Annotated in this window: 16 protein-coding genes and 1 tRNA gene; 9 read left to right on the forward strand and 8 right to left on the reverse strand. The window is 60.5% G+C overall.

Annotation, left to right across the window (positions count from 1 at the left end; genetic code table 11):
- Positions 1-126: 126 nt before the first annotated feature.
- The 7 genes from fdnG to QOM10_RS14065 all read left to right on the forward strand — a co-directional run bounded on the left by fdnG (position 127) and on the right by QOM10_RS14065 (position 9,461).
- Entirely contained in the window at positions 127-3,192 is a 3,066-nt protein-coding gene (gene fdnG, locus QOM10_RS14035) for a formate dehydrogenase-N subunit alpha (protein ID WP_316918306.1), read from the forward strand.
- Positions 3,193-4,128: a formate dehydrogenase subunit beta gene (gene fdxH / locus QOM10_RS14040; protein ID WP_034154153.1), complete on the forward strand. Its 936-nt coding sequence runs from the start codon at positions 3,193-3,195 to the stop codon at positions 4,126-4,128. It begins immediately after the preceding gene.
- The gene (locus QOM10_RS14045) at positions 4,125-4,790 is read left to right on the forward strand and encodes a formate dehydrogenase subunit gamma (RefSeq protein ID WP_127927410.1); all 666 of its coding nucleotides are present in this window, start codon (positions 4,125-4,127) and stop codon (positions 4,788-4,790) included. Before fdxH ends, QOM10_RS14045 begins: the two co-directional genes overlap by 4 nt.
- Before the next feature lie 3 nt (positions 4,791-4,793).
- The gene (gene fdhE / locus QOM10_RS14050) at positions 4,794-5,720 is read left to right on the forward strand and encodes a formate dehydrogenase accessory protein FdhE (RefSeq protein WP_316918307.1); all 927 of its coding nucleotides are present in this window, start codon (positions 4,794-4,796) and stop codon (positions 5,718-5,720) included.
- A 313-nt stretch (positions 5,721-6,033) separates the two neighbouring features.
- Positions 6,034-7,446: an L-seryl-tRNA(Sec) selenium transferase gene (selA, locus tag QOM10_RS14055; protein WP_316918308.1), complete on the forward strand. Its 1,413-nt coding sequence runs from the start codon at positions 6,034-6,036 to the stop codon at positions 7,444-7,446.
- Positions 7,443-9,359 (forward strand): selenocysteine-specific translation elongation factor, encoded by a 1,917-nt coding sequence (gene selB, locus QOM10_RS14060; protein ID WP_150751540.1) that lies wholly within the window; start codon positions 7,443-7,445, stop codon positions 9,357-9,359. Before selA ends, selB begins: the two co-directional genes overlap by 4 nt.
- Positions 9,360-9,365: 6 nt before the next feature.
- Positions 9,366-9,461 (forward strand) — tRNA-Sec (locus tag QOM10_RS14065).
- Positions 9,462-9,618: 157 nt separating this feature from the next.
- On the opposite strand, the gene QOM10_RS14070 is transcribed toward QOM10_RS14065, so the two are convergent.
- The 8 genes from QOM10_RS14070 to QOM10_RS14105 form a co-directional block, all read right to left on the reverse strand.
- Positions 9,619-9,978: a DUF6124 family protein gene (locus QOM10_RS14070; protein WP_008083868.1), complete on the reverse strand. Its 360-nt coding sequence runs from the start codon at positions 9,976-9,978 to the stop codon at positions 9,619-9,621.
- 503 nt (positions 9,979-10,481) lie between these two features.
- Positions 10,482-14,981, reverse strand: a complete 4,500-nt coding sequence (locus tag QOM10_RS14075) for a hypothetical protein (protein ID WP_316918309.1) — start codon at positions 14,979-14,981, stop codon at positions 10,482-10,484.
- Positions 14,982-15,252: 271 nt separating this feature from the next.
- Positions 15,253-15,774, reverse strand: coding sequence for a hypothetical protein (locus QOM10_RS14080; protein ID WP_150751471.1), 522 nt, complete (start codon positions 15,772-15,774; stop codon positions 15,253-15,255).
- Positions 15,771-16,292 (reverse strand): hypothetical protein, encoded by a 522-nt coding sequence (locus tag QOM10_RS14085; protein WP_150774358.1) that lies wholly within the window; start codon positions 16,290-16,292, stop codon positions 15,771-15,773. Before QOM10_RS14085 ends, QOM10_RS14080 begins: the two co-directional genes overlap by 4 nt.
- A complete protein-coding gene (locus tag QOM10_RS14090) occupies positions 16,289-16,942 on the reverse strand; it encodes a hypothetical protein (RefSeq protein WP_316918310.1) in 654 nt (217 codons plus the stop codon). Before QOM10_RS14090 ends, QOM10_RS14085 begins: the two co-directional genes overlap by 4 nt.
- A 290-nt stretch (positions 16,943-17,232) precedes the next feature.
- Entirely contained in the window at positions 17,233-18,528 is a 1,296-nt protein-coding gene (locus QOM10_RS14095; RefSeq protein WP_316918311.1) for an OprD family porin, read from the reverse strand.
- A gap of 333 nt (positions 18,529-18,861) precedes the next feature.
- A complete protein-coding gene (locus QOM10_RS14100; protein ID WP_316918312.1) occupies positions 18,862-20,565 on the reverse strand; it encodes an amidase in 1,704 nt (567 codons plus the stop codon).
- 306 nt (positions 20,566-20,871) lie between these two features.
- On the reverse strand, positions 20,872-22,254 hold the full coding sequence (locus QOM10_RS14105; RefSeq protein ID WP_316918313.1) for an aspartate aminotransferase family protein: 1,383 nt from the start codon (positions 22,252-22,254) through the stop codon (positions 20,872-20,874).
- A gap of 157 nt (positions 22,255-22,411) precedes the next feature.
- On the opposite strand from QOM10_RS14105, the gene QOM10_RS14110 reads away from it, so the two are divergent.
- Both QOM10_RS14110 and QOM10_RS14115 read left to right on the forward strand, forming a co-directional pair.
- Positions 22,412-23,017 (forward strand): TetR/AcrR family transcriptional regulator, encoded by a 606-nt coding sequence (locus QOM10_RS14110; RefSeq protein ID WP_127927432.1) that lies wholly within the window; start codon positions 22,412-22,414, stop codon positions 23,015-23,017.
- 105 nt (positions 23,018-23,122) lie between these two features.
- The gene (locus QOM10_RS14115; protein ID WP_316918314.1) at positions 23,123-24,238 is read left to right on the forward strand and encodes an AI-2E family transporter; all 1,116 of its coding nucleotides are present in this window, start codon (positions 23,123-23,125) and stop codon (positions 24,236-24,238) included.
- Positions 24,239-24,312 lie beyond the last annotated feature (74 nt).

Here is a 24,312-nt window from a genome sequence, read left to right on the forward strand (position 1 = left end):
TCGGTTTTCACACAGATCGTGTGGTCATTGTCTACAGTGAAAAGGTCGGCATTCGTTTGCCGCAACCGTGATTGTCCAGATAAAACCCGGCTCAAGTACCGGGTTCCACCTGATCAGGAGTGCACGATGGATCTCAGCCGTCGTCAGTTCTTCAAGGTCGCCGGTATCGGCCTTGCAGGCTCGAGCCTGGGCGCGTTGGGCATGGCCCCGACGCAAGCCTTCGCCGAGCAGGTGCGCCACTTCAAGCTTGCCCACACCCATGAAACCCGCAACACCTGCCCGTATTGCTCGGTCGGCTGCGGTTTGATCATGTACAGCCAGGGCGATGGAGCGAAGAACGTAGCGCAGAGCATCATTCACATCGAGGGCGACGCCGACCACCCGGTCAACCGCGGCACCCTCTGCCCGAAAGGCGCAGGCCTTCTCGACTTCATTCACAGCCCCGGCCGTTTGCTCTACCCGCAAACCCGTAAGCCGGGCAGCAGTGAATGGACGCGAATCGGTTGGGACGAAGCGCTCGACCGCATCGCCGACCTGATGAAAACCGACCGGGACGCCAACTTCATTGAGAAAAATGCCAACGGGCAAACGGTGAATCGCTGGCTGACCACCGGGTTCCTCGCCGCGTCGGCAGCGTCCAACGAAGCCGGTTACATCACCCAGAAGGTGATTCGCAGTCTCGGCATGCTGGGGTTCGATAACCAGGCGCGTGTCTGACACGGCCCGACGGTGGCAAGTCTTGCCCCGACGTACGGCCGTGGTGCCATGACCAATACCTGGACCGATATCGCCAACGCGAATCTGATCCTGGTGATGGGTGGCAACGCAGCAGAAGCGCATCCGTGCGGCTTCAAATGGGTGACCGAGGCCAAGGCGCACAACGCTGCGCGGCTGATCGTGGTTGATCCGCGTTTTACCCGGACCGCGTCCGTGGCCGACTACTACGCGCCGATCCGCACCGGCACCGACATCGCCTTCATGGGCGGGCTGATCAATTACCTGCTGACCGAGGACAAGATCCAGCACGAATACGTGCGCAACTACACCGACGTGTCGTTCATCGTCAAAGCAGGCTATGGCTTCGAAGACGGCATCTTCAGCGGTTACGACGTCGCCAAACGCAGCTACACCGACAAATCCGGCTGGGGTTACGAGTTGGGCGAGGACGGCTTCGTCAGAGTCGACCCGACCCTGCAAGACCCGCGCTGCGTCTATCAATTGATGAAGCAGCATTACAGTCGCTACAACATCGACCTCGCCAGCCAGATCTGCGGCATGCCAGTCGATGCCATGCAGAAAATCTGGGAAGAGATCGCCACCTGCTCGATCCCGGGCAAGACCATGACGATTCTCTACGCCCTCGGCTGGACCCAGCACTCGATCGGCGCGCAGATCATTCGCAGCGCGGCAATGGTGCAACTGTTGTTGGGCAACGTCGGCATGCCCGGTGGCGGTGTCAACGCCTTGCGCGGTCACTCGAATATTCAGGGCCTGACCGACCTTGGCTTGCTCTCCAATGCACTGCCGGGCTATCTGACCTTGGGCCAGGACAGCGAGCAGGACTACAACGCCTTCATCCACAAGCGCACGCAAGTCCCGTTGCGTCCGGGGCAACTGTCCTACTGGCAGAACTACAGCAAATTCCACGTCAGCCTGATGAAGTCGTGGTACGGCGCCAACGCTACCGTCGAGAACAATTGGTGCTACGACCATTTGCCGAAACTCGACATCCCCAACTACGACGTCCTGAAGATGTTCGACCTGATGAGCCAGGGCAAGGTCAACGGCTACTTCTGCCAAGGCTTCAACCCGATCGCTGCGCTGCCGGACAAAAACCGGGTGATGGGCGCACTGGCCAAGCTGAAATGGCTGGTGGTGATGGACCCGCTGGCCACCGAGACCTCGGAGTTCTGGCACAACGTCGGGCCGTACAACGATGTGAAAACCGACGAAATCCAGACCGAAGTCATTCGCCTGCCGACCACTTGTTTTGCCGAAGAGGACGGCTCGCTGGTCAACAGCAGCCGCTGGCTGCAGTGGCACTGGAAAGGCGCCGACGGCCCGGGCGAAGCGCAAACCGACATTCGCATCATGAGCGAATTGTTCCTGCGCCTGCGCAAGCGCTATCAGGCCGAGGGCGGCAAATTCCCTGATCCGCTGCTGAAACTGACGTGGCCGTACAAGATCGCCGACGAGCCTTCGCCAGAGGAATTGGCCAAGGAAATCAACGGCAGCGCTGTCGCTGATTTCACTGACGCCACGGGTGTGACGGTCAAAGCCGGCTCGCAACTGGCCGGGTTCGGCTTGCTCAAGGACGACGGCAGCACCGCGTCCGGCTGCTGGATTTTCGCCGGCAGCTGGACCGAGGCCGGTAACCAGATGGCGCGGCGCGACAACAGCGACCCGTTCGGCATGCATCAGCATCTCGGCTGGGCGTGGGCCTGGCCGGCCAATCGGCGGATTCTCTATAACCGCGCTTCGGCAGATGTCTCGGGCAAACCGTGGGACCCGAAAAAACGTCTGGTCTGGTGGAACGGCAAAGCCTGGGGCGGCACCGATGTGCCGGACTACAAGGCCGATGTGCCGCCGGAAGCCGGGATGAACCCGTTCATCATGAACCCCGAAGGCGTCGCGCGGTTCTTCGCCGTCGACAAGATGAACGAGGGGCCATTCCCCGAGCACTACGAGCCGTTCGAAACGCCGATCGGCATCAACCCACTGCACCCGCAAAACAAGAAAGCCACCAGCAACCCGGCGGCGCGGATCTTCGATTCGGTTTGGGAAACCCTCGGCGAGGCCAAGGATTTCCCGTACGCCGGCACCAGTTACCGACTCACCGAGCATTTCCACTTCTGGAGCAAACACTGCAAGTTGAACGCGATTGCCCAACCCGAGCAGTTTGTGGAAATCGGTGAAGTGCTGGCAAAAGAGAAGGGCATCGCTGCCGGTGATCGCGTACGGGTCAGTTGCAAACGCGGCTTTATCGAAGCGGTGGCGGTGGTGACGAAAAGGATCCGGCCGCTGCAGGTCAACGGCCAGGTCGTGCATCAGATCGGCATTCCGCTGCACTGGGGTTTCACCGGCCTGACCCGTCACGGTTACCTGACCAACACCCTGGTGCCGTTCCTCGGCGATGGCAATACCCAGACCCCGGAATCCAAGTCATTCCTGGTCAACGTGGAGAAACTGTAAATGGCCAGCCAAGACATCATTGCCCGCTCGGCCACCACCACGGTGCCGCCATCGGTGAGGAATCAGGAAGCGGTGGCGAAGCTGATCGACACCACCAAATGCATCGGCTGCAAGGCCTGCCAAGTCGCCTGCTCGGAGTGGAACGAACTGCGCGACGAGGTCGGCCACAACCACGGCACCTACGACAACCCGCAGGATCTGAGCGCCGAAACCTGGACGTTGATGCGCTTCACCGAGCACGAAACCGACGCCGGTAACCTCGAATGGCTGATCCGCAAGGACGGCTGCATGCACTGCGCCGAGCCCGGTTGTCTGGCGGCGTGCCCGAGCCCCGGCGCGATCATCAAGCACGCCAACGGCATCGTCGATTTCGATCAGGATCACTGCATCGGCTGCGGCTATTGCATCACCGGTTGCCCGTTCAATATCCCGCGTATTTCGCAGAAAGACCACAAGGCCTACAAATGCACCTTGTGTTCGGATCGGGTCGCGGTAGGGCTGGAACCGGCCTGCGTGAAAACCTGCCCGACCGGCGCCATTGTTTTCGGCACCAAGGAAGACATGAAGGAACACGCTGCCGAACGCATCGTCGATCTGAAAAGCCGTGGCTTCGAAAACGCTGGTCTGTATGACCCGGCCGGTGTTGGCGGCACGCATGTGATGTACGTGCTGCACCACGCTGACACGCCGACGATCTACGCCAACCTGCCGCAGGATCCGGCGATCAGTCCGTTGGTGGGGTTGTGGAAAGGCATCAGCAAACCTCTGGGCCTGTTGGCCATGGGCGCGGCGGTATTGGCCGGGTTCTTCCATTACGTGCGCATCGGCCCGAACCGGGTCGAAGAAGATGAACATCCAACGCCACCCGACACCTCGGTGCACGTTGTCGATCCGGCGGTGCACACCTTCGATCCACGCGGGGAGGAGCGGCCATGAGCAACAAGACGATCCTGCGTTACACCGCTAACCAGCGCACCAATCACTGGCTGGTGGCGATCCTGTTTTTCATGGCCGGGCTGTCCGGGCTGGCGTTGTTTCATCCGTCGCTGTTCTGGCTGAGCAACCTGTTCGGCGGCGGGCCGTGGACGCGGATTCTGCATCCGTACATGGGAATAGCGATGTTCGTGTTTTTCCTCGGTCTGGTGCTGAGTTTCTGGCGCGCCAACTTCTTCATCAGCAACGACGGCAAGTGGATGCGCCGCATCGATCGGGTGTTGGTCAACGACGAAGAAAGCGTACCGCCAGTGGGCAAATACAACGCCGGGCAAAAGCTGCTGTTCTGGACTTTACTGCTGTGCATGCTCGGTTTGTTGTTCACCGGGCTGGTGATCTGGCGCGCCTGGTTCAGTGCGTATTTCGGCATCACCGTGATTCGTTGGGCAATGCTCCTGCATGCGCTGGCCGGGTTCATTCTGGTGCTGAGCATCATCATTCACATCTACGCCGGGCTGTGGATCAAGGGCTCGGTCGACGCGATGATGCATGGCTGGGTCAGCCGCGCCTGGGCGAAGAAACACCATGAACTCTGGTATCGCGACGTCACCCGCGATGAACGCCAACCGGACGTGCCGGAGCGACCGATCACCAAAAAGGGCTGACTTTTGCCAACCATTCTTGAACCTGGGGAAATCGAAGCGGCGGCCAGTTCGCCGCCGTTTCTGCACCTGCCGCCGTCCAACCTGTTTGCGCTGCGGGCCGCTCGACTGGAACAACTGGCCGAGGGGCATGCGCTGGCTGAATATCTGCGGCTGATTGCCGGATTGTGCCGGGCGCAGCAGCAGGTATTCGATGATCCGCCGCTGGTGGCGCCTTTTGATCAGCAACGGATCGAGGCTTGTCAGCAGCATGGTTTGCCGCCGTTCGCGGCTGATACCTTGGTGCGCGAAGAGGGCTGGCAGGCTTATCTCGAAGCTTTGCTGCAGCGTTATGAACCTGACGAACAGCCCGCCGTTGTCGATGCGCTGGACACTTTGCGCGCCGCCAACCCCGGCCAGTTGCGCGCGTGGGCCGTGGCGTTGGTCAGCGGTCAATATTCGATGGTGCCGGCGCAGTTGGTGCCGTTTCTTGGCGCGGCACTACAAGTGGCGTGGAGTCACTGGCTGCTCAGCGCCGCCAACCTGCAACTGAAACCCGGCGACAGCCTCAGCCAATGCCCGGCCTGTGGTTCGCCAGCCATGGCCGGGGTGATCCGCCATCGCGGCAAGCACAACGGTTTGCGTTATCTGGTGTGCTCGCTGTGTGCCTGCGAATGGCATGTGGTGCGGGTCAAGTGCGTGTATTGCGAGTCGAGCAAAGGGCTTGATTATCTGAGCCTTGAGGATGATCGCCATGCCGCGAATCAGGCGCCGCTGCGGGCGGAGGTCTGTCCGGGTTGTAACAGCTATCTGAAACTGGTTTATCTGGAAAACGATGCTGATGCTGAGGCATTGTCGGCGGATCTCTCCAGTTTGCTGCTGGACATGCGACTGGCGCAGGACGGTTATCAGCGGCTGGCACCGAATCTGTTGCTGGCACCGGGAGACGAATGACGAGAGCAAAACTGTGGGAGGGAGCGTGCTCCCGAAGGGGCCATTTCAGCCACATCAGCTTTGACTGACTTACCGCCTTCGCGAGCAGGCTCGCTCTCACAGAGATTGGCTGCGTGCACTCATTTTGCAGGCCGCCCCAAAACAATGTGGGAGCGAGCCTGCTCGCGAAGGCGTGATGTCAGTCACATCCACACTAACTGGCACAGCGCTTTCGCGAGCAGGCTCGCTCCCACAGTGCGTCTACACTTCTGAAACCCTTGTGGGAGGGAGCTTGTTCCCGAAGGGGCTGTTTCAGTTGAATCAGGAGTGGCTGATGTCTTCCAGCGTTGCCCTGCGGTTGCCGTCTATTGACGGGTTGTTGCGTCACCCGGCGTGCGCGCCGTTGGCCGAGCGTTACGGCCGGGATTCGTTACTGACGGGGCTGCGTCAGCTGCTCGATGAGCTGCGGCCCAGCGTGTTGAGCGGGCAGTTGTCCGCCGTTGAAATCGGCGCTGAAGTCCTTGCCGGCCGAGTCGGCGAACGCTTGGCGCAACAGCAACGCAGTCAGGTTCGTCGGGTGTTCAACCTCACCGGCACGGTGCTGCACACCAACCTCGGCCGCGCCTTGTTGCCGGACGAAGCCATCGACGCCGTGCAAATGGCTGCGCGTTATCCGCTCAATCTGGAATTCGATCTTGCCAGCGGTAAACGCGGTGATCGCGATGACCTGATCGAAGGCCTGATCCGCGAACTGACCGGCGCCGAAGCCGTCACCGTGGTCAACAACAATGCCGCTGCCGTGCTGCTGACGCTCAACAGCCTCGGCGCGCGCAAGGAAGGCATCATCTCGCGCGGTGAGTTGATCGAAATCGGCGGCGCGTTTCGCATCCCCGACATCATGGCCCGCGCTGGCGTGCGTCTGCATGAAGTCGGTACGACCAATCGCACCCATGCTCGTGACTATGAAGCGGCGATCAGCCCACGCAGTGGTTTGATCATGCGCGTGCACGCGAGCAACTACAGCATCGAAGGGTTTACCGCGCGCGTGCCGACTGCGGAACTGGCGGAGTTGGCGCACCGGCATGGCTTGCCGTTGCTGGAGGATCTGGGCAGTGGCAGCCTGTTGGATCTGACGCGCTGGGGTTTGCCGGCCGAACCGACGGTGCGGCAGGCGTTGCTGGATGGCGCGGATATCGTCACCTTCAGCGGCGACAAATTGCTTGGCGGCCCGCAGGCCGGGTTGATCGTCGGGCGCAAAGAGCTGATCGCGAAGATCAAGAAAAACCCGCTGAAGCGCGCATTGCGGGTCGATAAATTGACCTTGGCGGCGCTGGAGGCGGTGCTCGGTCTGTACCGCGATCCGGATCGCCTCGCTGAACGTCTGCCGAGTTTGCGGCTGTTGACCCGCCCGCAGGCTGACATCTTCGCCCAGGCTTCACGGTTGCAACCGGTGCTGGCTGACAGGTTGGGTGAGACTTGGAGTGTCTGTGCAGTCGAGGCCTTGGGCATGATCGGCAGTGGCAGCCAACCGGTCGCGCGTTTGCCGAGCGCGGCGTTGTGCATGCGCCCGCAAGTTTCCAAGCGTTTGCGCGGGCGTTGCCTGCTGAATCTGGAAGCGGCGTTGCGGGCCTTGCCGATCCCGGTGCTCGGGCGCATTGACGACGATGCGCTGTGGCTGGATCTGCGCCAGCTCGACGATGAGCCGGCATGGCTCGCGCAACTGCCGCAGTTGCAGGTCGAACCGTGATTGTCGGCACGGCGGGGCATATCGACCATGGCAAGACGTCGCTGCTGCAAGCCCTGACCGGACAAACCGGCGACCGTCGCCCGCAGGAGCGCGAACGCGGGATGACCATCGACCTTGGCTATCTCTATGCCGAACTGGAACCGGGCGCGGGGCTGACCGGGTTTATCGACGTGCCCGGCCACGAGAAATTCACCCACAACATGCTCGCCGGCGCGCAAGGCATCGATCTGGTGTTGCTGGTGGTCGCGGCGGACGACGGCGTGATGCCGCAGACCCGCGAGCATCTGGCGATTGTCGAATTGCTCGGCATTCCGCGTGCCGTGGTGGCGATCACCAAATGTGACCGCGCAGAGTCGGGCAGGGTGGAAGAGGTGCAGCGGCAGGTGCTGGATCTGCTTGCTCCCGGACCGTTTGCCGAGGCGCCGATCCTGACCGTGTCGAGCCTGAGCGGGCAGGGCATTGAGGCTTTGCGCGAGGTGTTGCTGCAGACGCAAAGCGAAGTGCACGAGCGCAGTCGTGACGGCGGTTTTCGCCTGGCCATCGACCGCGCGTTCAGCGTCGCCGGTGCGGGCACTGTGGTCACCGGCACGGCGTTGTCGGGCGCGGTGGCCATCGGCGACAAACTCACCCTTGGGCCCTCCGGCAAACCGGTACGAGTGCGTGGTCTGCACGCGCAGAATCAACCCGCCGAGCAGGCCTTCGCCGGTCAGCGCGTGGCGTTGAACCTCACCGGCGAACGCCTCGACCTGGCGCAGATCCATCGCGGCCAGTGGATGTTGAGCGAGTGGCTGCACGCGCCGACGCAACGGGTCGACATCGACTTTCATCTATTGCCCGGCGAGCGCACTTTCGAACACTTTCACCCGGTGCACGTGCACCTCGGCACGCAGGATGTCATCGCCCGGGTGGCCTTGCTCGAAGGCTCACGGTTGAATCCCGGCGAGCGCATGTTCGCGCAACTGCTGATCAATACGCCGGTGCACGCGGTGAAGGGTGATCGACTGATTCTGCGTGACCAGAGTGCACAGCGCACCTTGGGCGGTGGCCAGGTACTCGATCCGTTCGCCCCGGCGCGACAACGCCGCAGCCCTGAACGTCTGACGCAACTGCGCACCTTGGCTTCTGGCGACGAACTTGAACACGTCTTGCCCGTGCTGCTCGACTACAGCGCTGGCGGCCTCGATCCGCAACGGCTGGAGCGCCAATTCAATCGCCCGCGCGCGTCGTGGTCGTTAGCGGAAAACGTCCGCCTCATCGACACCCGCCAAGGCCCGTTGCTGTTCAACGTGCAACGCTGGTCGCAACTGAAGTTCACCTTGCTGGAACAACTCGCGCAGTTTCATGAGCAGGAGCCCGATCAAATGGGCCCGGATCGTGATCGCTTGCGTCGCTTCAGTGGTCTGGCGCTGGAGCGTGCGACGTTTGTCAGTCTGCTGGATGAACTGCTCACCGCCGGATCGATCCAGGCGAGCGGGCCGTGGCTGCATCGGCCCGATCATCAGGTGCGCTTGAATGCCGAGGACGAAGCCCTCTGGCAGCAACTGCAACCGCTGTTCGAAAACGCCGAATTCGACCCGCCGTGGGTGCGCGACGTCGCGAAAATACTGGGCCAGGACGACGCCGTGGTCCGTCTGCTGCTGCGCAAACTGGCGCGGCTGGGCTTGATGCATCAAGTGGTGCGTGACCTGTTTTTGAGTGATGGGCAACTGCGCCGAATGGCCGACGTGTTGTTAAAACTGGCCAAGGAAAATCCGCAGATCCAGGTGACAACCTTCCGCGATGCGCTAGGCTTGGGACGCAAACGCTGTATTCAGTATCTGGAGTATTTCGACCGCGTCGGCCTGACCCGACGCATCGGCGAATCCCGCCAGATCCGCCCCGACAACGCGCTGGCCCACGCCGACGCCCAATGAGTTAAAGGAAGGCAATCGCGCCCGGTGGCGCGGCCGGGCTTCAAACCCGGTTGGGGACGGCATCCGTTCCCGGGCAGGTTCGACTCCGGCTGCCTTCCGCCAGTTTCCAGAAAGCCAAAGAACGGCTGCCGTTGATTGATCGTTCCCACGCTCCGCGTGGGAATGCAGCCCGGGACGCTCTGCGTCCCATCCAGAGCCGAACGCGGAGCGTCCGTTGAGGCATTCCCACGCAGAGCGTGGGAACGATCATTGAGGCCCGCTACTGCGGCAACTCCAGATTATCCATCACCCGATTCACCGCCAGCTCGCCGAGCATGATCAATTGCGCGATGCCCAACAGCGTCCTGCGCTGCGACGCGGGTATGAGATGAGCGAAGTCATGGGCGATGGTTCTGGCGGAGGCGAGTGTTTCGCTGGCATCGGCCAGCAGTTCCTCGTTTTTGAAATCTGCAGTAACGGCGTACATCCGGCGGGTTTTGCGTGGTGGCGGGGTGGAGCCGGGTGGACAGAGGTAGTGATCGAGCGCGCGTTCGGCGGCGTCGTTGAGCTTTTTTGAATCGAGAGATTCGTAGGGGGAGGCGAGGTCGGTTTCGGGCGGGTTGGGTGTTGGTTTGATCATCGGTAAAGCCTCTAGAGTAGTGAAGCTGCCACCGTTCGCTGCTAACGAAGGAGGTGGCGGCTGTACGCGGGTTAGCAGACCAGGACTCTAGAACCCGGCGCACCGAAGTGCCCCACGCAAGCCGCCATTACGGCAACAGACTTTGTGCGTCTAGAGTTAACCCGGGCTGCTAAACCCGATCACTGAAGTAATCAGCGACCGCACCACAATAGAACCCGCCCCCAAGGCGCACAAGCCGGCGGATTCTGGCGTAGCTGTAGGCAAAGGCGCAAGAATTTGTAGCCTTGAAGGCGTGTCTTGAGGTGTCTTTTAAACACTAAAGTTTAAAAGGCAAAAATCGGACGAAGATCTGCGGGGAACCGTGGGCTGTCCCTGATAACGCTTACTGGAAAAACGTAGTCTGGTCCCGTTTAGTCGGCCCCGTTTAGTCTTTCCGGTTTAAAAGGCGAAAAGTCGGGCAAAGATCTTGAGATCCCTCAGGGTCTCGCCCCGGTTACTCCTGATCAGACCTCAATCACCGAGAGCGTTAGGGATAGACTTTTGCTGACGTAAACGCGGGTACCGTCCGGGTTGACGGCAATGTATTTCGGCTTGAAAACGTCCGGGATACTCCTCATTACTTGGTTGGTCGCCGTATCAATCACTAATACCGCGTTTTCAAAGTTGCAGACATAAGCGCGGGTACCGTCCGGACTGACGGCTATCCCGTACGAATATAACCCTATCGGGATGTTGATCAGGACTTGATGAGTCGCAGTATCAATCACACTGACCGTACCGTCACTAGCGCAGCTGACATAGGCGCGGGTATTGTCCGGGTTGAAGGCGATCCAGTACGCATAGCGCCCGACCGGAATATTCGTCTGGACTCGATCCGTCGCCGTATCAATCACCGAAACTACGTTTGTAGAACTAATGGCAACATAGACGCGGGTACCGTCCGGGCTGACAGCGATCCCCATTGGAGAGCCTCCAGCCGGGATGCTCGCCACGACTCGATCCGTCGCCGTATCAATCACCGAAACCGTATTGCTTTTGTTGTTCGACACATAAACGCGGGAACCGTCCGGACTGACAGCTAACCAGAACGGATCGCGCCCGACCGGGATGCGGGCGAGGACTTGATGCGTCGCCGTATCAATTACAGAAATTATGTCTAAACGTCCGTGGCAGACATAAGCGCGGCTTCCGTCCGGGCTGAAGGCGACCCCATTCGAAGAGTCCTCGGTAGGGATGTTCAAGGCTATATTCGTAGCCGTATCAATCATCGAGACCATCGCTGGGTGAATAGTGTTGCCGACATAGGCACGTGTACCGTCCGGGCTGATGGCGATCCCGTTAGGACTCCCCTCGATCCTGACAGTACCAACCGGCCCCAGCTCCGTAACGGTTACGCTTGCGTTTGCAGTCTGCGCTCCACTGGTGGCGCTCAAACTGTAACCGCCGGGACTGCCAGTTCCTTTAACGCCACCGACGCTGAGCCTGCCGAAACCATCGGTGATGAAATCGCGCTCACCACTGCCACCATCGGCGTACGTGAAGCCTTCCGGCAGCACCAAGCTGAGCTTGCTCCCGGGCATGGGGCTTTCATCGCTGGAGACGAGGAACAGTTCAATATTTTTCAGCCGGCCAGACGGGGCGATGGTGTAGGGCGCGTTGGTGAAGCTCGGTACAGCATACTGCACTGCGCTAACCGTATAGGTGCGTACCGGGAAACTCACTGCCGTGGCATCACTGGCGACTTTGTCGAAGTTCACTCTAAAGGTCACCGTCAATGCGCAGCCGTCCTTGAGGGCCCTTAGCCAATCCATGGGGGCCAGATAGGTTAATCCGTCCGTGTAGTGGTGCGGACTTCCGACCCAAACAATATGTTCGGCCGGTGTGCCATTCTCATGGGTACTGTCATAGCGTAACCAAACGTTTTGCCCCGAAAGCTGAAAAGGCCACGCTGTCACCCGAAGGTTTTCGGTGCCCGTCAGACTCCTGACATCCAGCTTGTCGCCGATGGCACCGTCGATTTCAGGGCGGGGTAAGTCCTTCTGTTGCAGTGATTGCACCGTCAGTCTTAATGTCAGCGACGACATTGGCTCACTGCTACCGCGGGTCACGGTGTAGCTCACCACTACTGGCTTGCCAAGGTTGAAGGCCACCACTGATTTCAGCAATGGGATATTCTGCTGCCCCACCGTCGTCACCGGCCACGGCTCGGTGGTATGCGTGCCGTCCGCGGGCGTGTTTTCGCCGCCAGCCCAGGTCACGGTAATCTTGTCTCCAGTCAGCATTCCCACATAATCCACGATGGCCGTGAGGCTGGTCTGGGCGTCCAAGGGATTCAGGGTGTCGTTGGATGCTTCCTTGATGTGGGGCGCTGCCAGATCCAGCGCCTTGATCGTATAAACCTTCACCGGCGCATCAATTGCCTCGGCTTCCTCCCGACTCAACGTCAGCGCGGCTTTGAAATGCAACTCCAGCCGACTGCCATCCGCCAGATCCTTGATGGCGTTGTACGCCAGCGTATGTGTGTATTGACCGCTGTTGAACCAGTTTTGATTAACGTAGGAAGACGGCCACGGCCATACCACGTGATGGAAGGCATCGCCGTTATTCTTCGTACCTTTGAGGTTCAGTCCTACCCGATGATTGGCGGCTATAAACGCCCAGACGCCAGCGAGAATCGTTGCGCCCAACGTCACCTTCGATAGATCCAGCACCGTGCCCTCGGCTTGTTCAATGCTGATTTTGTCCAGCTCTGTCGCAGGCAGCGGCGTGACGCTGACGGTCAAAGGCAAAGATGGAGTTGTCTGGCCTGCGGTGACTTCGTAGCTGAGTGTGAAGGTTTTGGTTTCGTTGCCGATGTTGGCTGCGATGGCTGTGGCGGGAATCAGGAACTCGACGCTGCCGCTGGCAACGCCTTGTTTGGCGGGGATGTCCGGTGAGCCGGCGCCGGGCGTGCCCGCCATGGTCAGTTTGATGTTTTGTGTATCGTTCATCCCCGTGTAGGCCACGATGACCTTGGCTCCGGTCTGAGCGTCCAGAGGTGCCAGCGTCACACTCGCGCCCGAACCGTTGGCGATTGGCATCTGCGGCAAAGGCAATGGATTTTCCAGCGCCACCCCGACACTGAACTCCAGCGTATCCGAATAACTCGTCCCACCCGCTGCGCGTTTGAGTTCGTACGAGGCCTTCACTGTCCCGCCTTCATTGCCCTTGATCAGTTCGGCCTTGATGGTGAACGGCACAGGCTGGCCGGCGGTGATGGTACTCAGTTTGACCCAGTCGCTGCTTACGCCAGTGATCGAGCCTTCCCAGAAACGGGTGACGATGTCGTCCTTGAACGTCTTGAGGTAGTTCACGGTCAGCGTGGTGCTGCTGGTATCGGCTGGCAGGGCGCCGTTGACCACGCCGTCAACTGTCGGCTCCGGCAACTCTTTGCGTGGTTCGCCGATCTGCAGAATGTCGGCGTGGATCGATTCGCGGATGGCGTGGGTCTGGTTGAGTTTGCTCATGGTGGCGAGCACCGAGTCATCGATCAGCAACTGGTAATACAGCTCCAGTTTGCCGCCAATGATCGGTGTCAGGTGCTGCTTGTCGACGATGATCTGCAGCGGCAGTTGGGCGTCCATATCGCCTTGGGTAATCGGCCGCAGGTTCAGGTTCGGCAGGTAGGTGCTCAGGTCGGGGCGAGTGCCGAGCCAGAACAGCTTGATCGCTTGGCCGACGTCGAAGGCGGGGTCGAAGGCGATTTCGATGGTGACCTGTTTCAGGTCCGGATCCAGCGGATCGATGGCGCCTTGTTTGGCCTCCAGTGCCACGGGAGCGGCGAGTCGATGAATCTCGCCAATGGCGCTGATGAACTGGGTTTTGGCATTCCGTTGTGCGCTGCCGTCGGCCTTTTCCAGGCGATAAGAGAGGGCGATCTGAGCCTGAGCCAGTTGGCGCAGCACGGCGTTGGACACAGTGATCTCGGGAACGCTGGGCACGCCGATCAAGACCTTTGCCGGCAATTCAATGTCGATCGGCGGACCTTCTTTCGGGGTGCCTTTGATTCGGACAAAAATGGTGTCACCGACCTCGAAGTCAATCGGTCGAGGGGGGATTGGAGGGGGGGAAGGGTTTACGGCCACAACTTGAACCGTACCGTCGGCGTCGCCCAGTTTGTCGACGTCCAGCACGTTGTTCAGTGCCTCCTTGAGCAACGGCGCGCCCAGCCGGGTTTCGTCAAGCGTCACGACGACCCGTTGCTCGACACTCCAGCCGTCGGAGCGATTGTGGACCAGGTCGTACACTTCGAAGGCGACGGCCAGCCCGGCCTCGCCAGAGTCGCCGGCGTCCACAATGGTTTCCTTTGGAATGGTCACGATAACCGGCGTCTTGCCTTCAGCCTGTTCCTGGGTCAGCGCAGGGCCAGAAACGAACACCCCGCCCCAGCTGAATTGAGGCGTATCGCCAGCGGCGGCGAACGGATAAGGCGGCGAACCGTCCGCTTTTCCGAGGGTGATCGATATGCCAGTGCCAATGTTGTCCTGGTGGACACCGTCCTTGAGAATCTCCTCGGGAATGCGCATCACCAGTTCCGGATGCCCCGGCCCCTCGCTGTGATCAGGGCCGCCGGGGAGGGTGAGTTTGACCAGCACCTGCATCACTTCCGAGTGTTCGGGCGTACCGCCGAGGCGGGTGACGGCGTAGGAGATTGCGTGCATACCTTCGGGAAGGTGTTTGGCCTCCACGAACATTTGCAGCTCGGTGTCGACCTCATCCTTGTCAACGATTTCCAACCCTATCTGCACATCGGCATCCCGCAAGATCCGCAGCGAGTCGCGGAGACCCATCGTCCCCCAAGGCCCGGCCCGGCACAGCAGACCCTGACGCGGGAAGTTGTCCAGCAACGCGCCACGGTTGATGCCCCATATCAGAGGCGTCGGTGACACCGGACCGGTACGGCCGGGGATGTCGAGTTCCTTGAGCAGTCGCGGGGCGTTGTTGGATGGGTCGTTGTCGGACATGGCGTGGCACTCCGTGAGTTTCAGCGATGGAGTGATTGAACGGCTAAACGGCGGATTGCGCACCTGTCAGATCTGACAGGTGGCGACGAGTGGTCATTGGCGCGAGACTGAAAAGCCAAAGATCGCAGCTTTCGGCAGCACCTACAGGGATCTGTGCAGGGCATGGCGAAGGCTGCGATCTTTTGATCTTGCCGCTATCAGGCGCGCAAACGAATCTGCCGGCGCAACACATTCATCACATCTACTAACAGCCGTCGCGCACCATCACACGTCACGGCTGATACGGAATTACCTTGTCCTTGTCCATTTCCACCAGCAACTGATCAAGCATCTGCCGCTTGTTTTCAAACGCTGGAATCGGCACGTACCAGGTCATGACGCTCCAGCCTTCGCGCGAGTAGTTGTAGGTCTTGAGCAGTTCGCCGTCCTTGAAGACCGAGCCGCGCAGGTTGTCCTGGTAGTGGTAAGGCATGGGAAAGGTGAACAAGGTGAAGACGTTCACCAGCGCCAGCCAGTTGACCTTGCCGTCGTGCGGTTCGGTGATCAACAGGCTGTAGCCGTTGCGGCTGTAGCCACCATCGAGCATGGAAAAGGCGCCGGTGTTTTTCAGGGCACTGATGGTTTCGCGCTGATGCTGTTCATCAATTCGGCTGTAGGCCGGTCCGAGCCCGAGTGTGACCGGTACGTAGGCGGTGCTGGCCTTATAGTCGAGCGGTTGCAGGGTATTGGCGCAACCACCCAGCGTCAGCAGGGCGAAGAGCAGGGCGGCAAGCTTGATGACGTTGAGGTTCATTGCGCAGCCCCGTCGGCAGGGATCAGACGATCATGCTGGACGTCCTGGGCAAACGCGCGGGCGATGCGGCTCAGATTCTGGCCTTCCAGTTCACCGCCCTGATCCAGCAGCCAGGTGTATTTCTGCGTGGTGTTGCGATAGCTGTATTGCTTCAGGCGCTTGTCACCTTGATAGACCGAGAATTGCGCCTCGGTGTTGTATTCCTTGGATAACGGCAGCGTGAACAATGTGGCGCAACTGAGCAACACCAGCGGAAACGGCGGAAACTCACGCTGCATGTTCAGTTTGACCTGGACGCTGTACTCGTCACCTTTGGCGGTACCGGTCTGGACGTCACGGAACACCCCGGTCTGGCGCAGATGATTGCGCAGGGTCGATGAATTCATCGGGTCATCGACCATGACGTGGATCGGCATCAGATAATCCTGACCGTCGGCGAGGGTGCGCTCCGGCAAGGTGTTGGTGGCAGTGCAGCCAGTCAACAGGGCGGCGGTGGTGAGGGCGATGATTTTTTTCATGGTTTGACGTCCACGGCCACCGGTGCAGTGGGGCCGGCAAAGATGTAGGGTTCGGCGCGTTTCAGATCGAGTTTCAGCGGTTGCAGCGTTGGCAGCCCCGGGGTCATGCGCTGAGCGACCACTGCGTCACGGGCGTTCTGGTCGCTCCAGCGGAACGCGCAGAAACCGGCAGTCAGGCAGAACGAGCGAAATTCGCCGATGTAGTAGGCCTTGCCGGGCTCAAGTCGCATCGGCAGATTGAATTTTTCGCGCGCCTCGGCCGAGGTGAAAACCGTGCCGAGCCCAGGCTGGTAGCGGGCGGAAAAGAACTGGAAGTCATAGAACTCGTAATCGCCCGGCTTCAGGGGCAGCACGAACACGCTCGCCGCGCCGACGCCGTCCTGAATGTCCTGAGGCGTCGAGTAGGCACCGGCCAGTTTCCAGATACCGGCGGCACCGTATTCGGAACCGCGCTTGCGGAAGAAAATGCGCTGGTTGTCAGCGGCAGGGAATTTGACGGACTGCGGCCCGATCGAGCCGACGAGGTAGCTGACCGGCTCGTTGGCTTTCGGTTGCAGAGGTTCGCTGACCCATGAAGCGCTTTCGGTAATGCAGCCGCTGAGCGTCGCGGCAAGCACAAGCGCGGCGCCTAGTTTGAATAACTGGAACATGTACATCCCTGAATCTGCGTGTGTTGATTGACGGCAAACAGGAAGGTCAATCAATGCCTTCCTGGCTTGGCGTTTTTGGCGGGTGCGCAGAATAAGGGAGGTGATGGCATTTGGCTAGCCGTGAAAGGTGTGTTGCATACACGGATGTTTGGCTGAAACCCAAACCTGTGGGAGTGAGCCTGCTCGCGATAACGGTGTATCAGTGAGCATGAATGTTGCTGAAAAGACGCTATCGCGAGCAGGCTCACTCCTACAGGGGGATAGCGTTTCAAATCGGGATGGGTGGTGGGTTAGAAACCCAGCGGGTACTGGATCACCACGTAGATCCGGTCAATGTCATCACCGGCCTGTGCTTCATTGGCTCGATGTGAAACATGCGAGAGCTGCACCGACAGATCCTTCGCCGCGCCCGATTGCACGACGTATTTCAAATCGATATCCCGTTCCCAGTGCTTGCCGCCGTCACCTTGCTGCGGCTGGTAACTGCCGCTGTCAGGATCGAACGGGTTGTAGGCGCCGCCTCGGGGTGCGTGGGTGCCGTCGATGTGGCTGCCGGAGACGTAGCGGGTCATGAAGGTCAGGCCGGGGATGCCGAAGGCGCCGAGGTCGAGGTCGTAGCGCGCCTGCCAGGAGCGTTCGTTGGCACCGTTGAAGTCGGCGTATTTGATCGAGTTGGCGAGGTAGATCGAGTCGCCGCCGACGAAATCGAACGGCGTGTTGCCATTGATTCGTTGCCAGCCGAGCATTACCGCGTGCGCGCCGAACGTGTATTTGCCGGACAGGCTGAACGCGGTGTTGTCGATGGCACCGGCCAGCGCGTGGCCGGTGTCGCGGGTGTGGTAGAGATTGGCGTCGAGCAGTACGCCGGATTGCTTGAAGTGCAGATTGCCGTAGTACTGGTGCCAGGTGTCGCTTAGATCAGAGGCGTACAACGCGCCGCCGACGGGGCTATCGGTGAACAGGTCGGCACCGAGGAAACTGATCCCGCCGGCTTCGGTATTGGCGCCGTAACCGTAGAAGTCGCCTTTGCCGGATGAGCTGTCCTGATTCTTGAAGGCGGTGAAATGCCCGGCGACCAGATTGAGGTGATCGAACTCGGCGCTGTTGAGCAGGAAACCGGTGGCGTACTCCGGTTGCAGGCGTTTGTCGGAGGTGTCGAATACCGGTGTTTCGACGGTCATTTCACCGAAGGCGAGGGTGGTGCGCGAGGCTTTCAACTTGAGCGCGCCGCCGGCGCTGGAGTAATCGTTTTCGCTGCGACCGTCGCTGTCGACTGGCAGTAGACCGGTGCCGGAATGGCCCCGGCCGCCGTCGAGTTTCAGCCCGGCGAAGGCGTGGGCGTCAATGCCGAAGCCGACCGTGCCGGGTGTGAAACCGGATGAGAAGGTGCCGATAAAGCCTTGAGCCCATTCCTGTTTGTAGTTTTTGCCGGACGGTGAGGGCGAGCGGTAATCGTTGCTTAGGTAAAAGTTGCGGCTGAGGATTTCGCTTTTGGCATCGTCGAAGAAACCGCTGGCGTGGGCGGTGGTGGTCAGACCGCAGAGCAGCGCGAGCAGGGTGAGGCGCGAAGGGGCGCGGTCGATCATGATCAGTGGCCAGCGGCAATTAAGGTGACCGGGATGATCGAGTAACTGCAGGACAGGGGATTGAGCGGATGTGCTGAATTTACGGGGTTACACAAAACCTGTGGGAGCGAGCCTGCTCGCGAAGGCGGCGCATCAGGCGATATTTATGTCGGCAGACACACCGCTTTCGCGAGCAGGCTCGCTCCCACAGGGATTCAGGGGGACTCAAGATTAATGGCTACATACAATCCCTTGTAGGAGTGAGCCTGCTCGCGATAGCGGTGTATCAGTCAAATTTATCCAGGCTGACACATCGCCATCGCGAGCAGGCTCGCTCCTACAGTTTTAAGCGCGTTACGCCAGCGGCGGCGTGCGTGGCGGGATCTGCCGTTTGCTGCCGGTCGATTCAAACGCTGCCGCCAGGCGCAGCAGGTTCGAGTCGTCGTAGGCGCGGCCGGCGAAGGTCAGGCCGACCGGCATGCCGATGTCGGCCATCACGCCCATTGGCACGGTAACGGTCGGTACGCCGAGGTGGCGGATCGCGAGGTTGCCGTTAGCCACCCAGATGCCGTTGCTCCAGGCGATGTCGGCCGACTCCGGGTTGACGTCCGCATCCGCCGGGCCGACGTCGGCGACAGTCGGGAACAGCACGGCGTCGAGGCCCAGTTTGTCCATCCAGTCCTCAAGATCGATACGTCGAGTCTGCTCGAGACCGCGCAGGCCGTCGGGCACTGTGGAAATTTCATTCCACGGCGTGATGCCGCGCTCGGCCATGCGCACGTATTCGTCCATGCCCGCCACCAGATCGCCCTCACGGTTGGGCAGGGTGCCCGGTTCGTGCGGGAAGATCTTCGCCCCGTCGACGTCGACCAGACGATTCAGCTTCGGGTCGCCGTTGGCTTGCAGGAAATCGTCGAACGCCCAAGCGGTCAGATCCCATAACTCATGGTGAAGGAACTCTTTCGAGACCAGACCACGGGTGAATACAGTCGGCGCGCCGGGGCGATCGCCTTCGCAGTTGGAGACCAGCGGGAAATCGGTTTCGACGACTTCGGCGCCGGCGTCTTCGAGCGCCTGACGCGCCTGCTTCCACAGATCGATCACCGACTCACGGGTGTTGATGCGCTGGCCGGTCGGGCCACCGATGCCCGGTGCTTCGCTGGTGCCGGCTTCAGGGTCGGCATTGATGAACATGCGCGGCACGGCAAAACGCTTGCCGGCCAGCGCTTTGGCGTCGGCCGCCAGATCGGCGTAAGCGGCGGGGCGCACTTCGTTGACGCTCGGGATCGGCACCCACGGTTGCAGACGCCAGAGATCGCCACGGGTGTCCGGGTCTTCGGCCACCACGATGTCGAGGACTTCGAGCAGGTCAGCCATGGTCCGTGCGTAAGGCACGACCACGTCCATGGTCGGCGTCAACGGCCAGTTGCCACGCACCGAAATCACGCCGCGCGACGGCGTGTAGGCGCACAAACCATTGTTGGACGCCGGGCCACGCCCACTCGACCAGGTTTCTTCAGCCAGACCGAACGCGGCAAAACTCGCGGCCGTGGCGGTGCCGGCACCGTTCGACGAGCCGGAGGCAAACGGCGCAGTCAGGTAATCGGCGTTGTAAGGGCTTTCGGCGCGACCGTAGACGCCGCGCTGCATGCCGCCATTGGCCATCGGTGGCATGTTGGTCTTGCCCAGACAAATTGCCCCGGCTGCGCGCAGGCGCTCGATGGTGAAGGCATCACGATAGGCGACCAGATCAACAAAGGCCGGGCTACCGGACGCAGCGGTCAGGCCTTTGACCAGATAGCTGTCCTTGGCGGTGTAAGGAATGCCGTCGAGCGGGCCGAGGGTTTCGCCTTTGGCGCGACGGGCATCGGACGCCTGTGCTTCGTTCAACGCTTCAGGGTTGCGCACGACCACGGCGTTCAGCGCGGTAGGGGTGTCGGCGCCATCGTAGGCATCGATACGGGCGAGATACGCCTGCACCAGTTCGACTGCGGTGGTCTGGCCCGATTCCAGCGCGGCGCGCAGTTGGGCAATGGAAACTTCGGTGACTTCGATCATGCGCTCACCGCTGTTTGAATGTGGGTGTTTTTCCTGGAATGGGTGTTCATATCGGTTCTCGTTGCACAGCTATAAGCGACAAGGTTAAGACTGGCGCCTATTTAACACCAAGCGGCGTGCGGAGTAATCGGCGGGATTGATCTCCAACCGATTTTCTACCCGACTGGCCCCTTCGCGAGCAGGCTCGCTCCCACAGGGATAGCATTTCAAACAGGCATCCAGGCTGCCAAAGTGGAATGCATTCCAAATGTGGGAGCGAGCCTGCTCGCGAAGGCGTCAGCCCGGCCAACCCATCACTTCAGCCGATCACAAAACCCCGTACTCCCGCGCCGTCCGGTCCACCGCAATCCGCGTCTTGTCGATCAACTCATCGAGCTCCGTGCGCGTGGCCACCAGCGCCGGCGCCATGATCATCCGCCCCAATGTCGAACGAATGATCAAACCTTCCTCAAAGCCGATCGTGCGGCAACGCCAGGCAATGTCGTTTTCATTGGCAAAGCGCTTGCGCGTTGCTTTGTCCTCAGCAAACTGCAACGCCGCCACCAGCCCAACGCCCTGAATCTCACCGACCAACGGGTGATTGCCGAACACCTCGCGCAGGCAATTCTGCAGATACGGTCCGGTATCGGATTTCACCTGCGCGACCACACCTTCATCGCGCAAGGCCTTGAGGTTGGCAATCGCCACCGCCGCCGCAACCGGGTGCCCGGAATAGGTCAGGCCGTGGGCAAACACGCCACCTTTCTCGACCAATGCTTCAGCCATTCGCCGCGACAGAATCAAACCGCCCATAGGGATATAACCCGAGGTCAGGCCCTTGGCGATCGACAGCGTGTCCGGCTCGAAACCGAACGTCTGATGCGCGAACCATTCACCGGTGCGACCAAACCCGCCAATCACTTCGTCAGCACACAGCAGCACGTCATATTGACGGCAGATGCGCTGAATCTCCGGCCAGTAAGTCGCCGGCGGAATGATCATCCCGCCCGCGCCCTGGAACGGTTCGGCGACGAACGCGGCGACCTTGTCGGCGCCCAGTTCGAGAATCTTGTTTTCCAGTTGCCGCGCCGCGCGCAAGCCGAATTCTTCCGGGCTGAGGTTGCCTTCGTGGGCGAACCAGTACGGCTCATCGATGTGCGCCACATCCGGAATGGTGCCGCCCATCTCGTGCATGAATTTCATCCCGCCCAGCGCCGTCGCGGCCAGGGTCGAGCCGTGGTAGCCGTTCCAGCGGCCGATCATGATTTTCTTCTCGGGTTTGCCCATCACCTGCCAGAACTTGCGCACGGTGCGGATCAGCACTTCGTTGGCTTCGGAGCCGGAGTTGGTGTAGATCGCGTGACTGTAGTGCTTGGGCAGCAGGCTGAAGAGCAACTCGGACAGCTCGATCACCGCCGGGTGAGTGGTGTGGAAGAACATGTTGTAGTAGGGCAATTGTTCCAGCTGTGCGGTCGCGGCGGCTGCGAGATCCTTGCGCCCGTAGCCGAGGTTGGTGCACCACAGACCCGACATGCCGTCCAGATAGCGATTGCCGTCGTTGTCCCACAACGCCAGCCGATCACCGCTGACCATCACCCGCGGGCCTTCCTCGTTGAGGGCTTTCTGATCAACGAACGCGTGGATGTGGTGAGCAGCATCAGAGGCTTGGTAATCGCTGGTACTGCGGGTCGAATCGAATTCGGCGGACATGGCGGATCTCCAGAGAAAAGGGCAAATGAGTGCGTTCGTCGCAGCGCTGCACGGATAAAGTTTTGTCATCTAAAAATATTTTTGTAAAGAAAATATTTGTCGGTGAAAAAAGATATCCGTAGGCTGAGGGCCATTGGCAAGGATCATCAGAGGCAACATGAGCGGACTCAGAGAGCGGCAGAAGGAACAGCGCCGGCAGGTGATTGCCGAGGCGGCGCTCGAGTTGTTCAAGCGCAACGGCTTTGCGGCCACCACGCTGGACCAGATCGCCGTGCAGGCGGGGGTTTCCGCACCCACCGTGGTCAACTATTTCGGCGGCAAGCAGGAGATTTTGTTGGCGTTGCTCAAGCAACCCGACGAGCAAGCCATGCGCGAGGCGCGGGCCAATCTGGACGGGGACAGCGATCCGCTGGAGGCGTTGTGCGAGTTCGAAGGGCTGATGACCGATTACCAGCTACAGGCGATGCCGGCTTCGCTGTGGCGGGAACTGGCGCCGTTTCTGCTGACGGGGGAGTTGGCAGAGGCGATGAGTCCGTGGAATGCCGCCGTGATCGAAGAGACCAAAGCGCTGCTCCTGCATTTCCAGCAGACGGGCAAAGTGCGCGAATCGATCGATCTTGACGTGGTGGCGACGCTGTTCAACCAATACGCGAACATGGCGTTCATTCGTCTGGCGACGCAGGAAGTCCCGGACCGCACCGCGCATGCCTTGCACATGCGCGGGGTCTTGAATCTGTTGTGTCACGGCATGCTGGAGCGCTGATCGCCGCCATCAAGCGCGACTCGTGTCGGGCAACCGTCGAGACGATGTGCCAGATGTGAACTAGGCTCACAGCGGTTCAACGCTGGCCCAATCAGGAGAGCCGACATGGAAGACAAACCGCTGATAGCGTTTCAAAGTTCCAGAGCGCTGCTGGACGTGCTCATACGCGCGGGCCTGATCACCATTCTGGTGTTGTTCTGCTACGACATTTTCCATCCGTTTCTCAATGTCATGCTCTGGGCGCTGATCCTGGCGGTCACGCTGTATCCGCTGAATCAGCTGCTGGGCGCGAAACTCGGCAATCGCTACGGCTGGGCGGCAATCATTCTCGTGCTTTTAGGCCTGCTGATTCTGATGTTGCCGTTAAGCCTGTTGGGCGCGTCGATCGCCGATTCGATCAAGGGCAGCATGCACACATTTGAAGCGGGGCAGTTCGAGATTCCGCCGCCCCCGGCCAGTGTCGAAGGCTGGCCGCTGATTGGCGCGCCGCTGTACGGCATCTGGATGCATGCGTCACAGGATCTGAGCTGGGTGTTTCAGGAACTGGCGCCACACCTCAAGGACTGGAGCAAAGTGGTGTTGCATCAAGCCGCCGGTGTCGGAGCGGGCATTGTGGTGTTCGTGGTTGCCTTGATCGTCGCCGGGCTGATCATGCACCACGGCGAGCGCGGCCACCGCACAGCGGTGGCCATCACCACACGTATTTCCGGGCCGGTGCGCGGTCCGCAGATAGCCGAACTGTGCACGGCAACCATCCGCGCCGTGGCGCAGGGCGTGGTTGGCATCGCCTTTATTCAGATGCTGCTGGTGGGCGTCGCGTTGGTGATCATGGGCGTACCGGCGGCCGGCATTCTCGCCTTGATGGTGTTGCTGCTGGGCATCACCCAATTGCCGGTGCTGCTGATCACGCTGCCCATCGTGATTTATGTCTTCGCCGTGGACGGGGTCAGCGCTGGCACGATTATCTTTGCGGTGTGGATGGCGATTGCCGGGCTTGCCGACAACGTGCTCAAACCGATGTTGCTGGGTCGCGGAGTGGCGGTGCCGATGCCGGTGGTACTGATCGGAGCGCTCGGTGGCATGGTCACCAGCGGCATTATTGGTTTGTTCACCGGGCCGGTGATTCTCGCCGTCGGTTATGAGTTGTTTATCGGCTGGGTGTACCAACCGGCCGATGTCACCGAGCTTCTGGAGAGCCAGCGCAAAGAAAATCTGCCGTGACACTTACTCCTCTCGCGGACGCATTGGCGTACCCCCACACTGAGGTCTAGGCTGGTCAGTCAGTCGCCCTTCGG

It is taken from the genome of Pseudomonas sp. P108, assembly GCF_032613195.1.
Lineage (GTDB): Bacteria > Pseudomonadota > Gammaproteobacteria > Pseudomonadales > Pseudomonadaceae > Aquipseudomonas.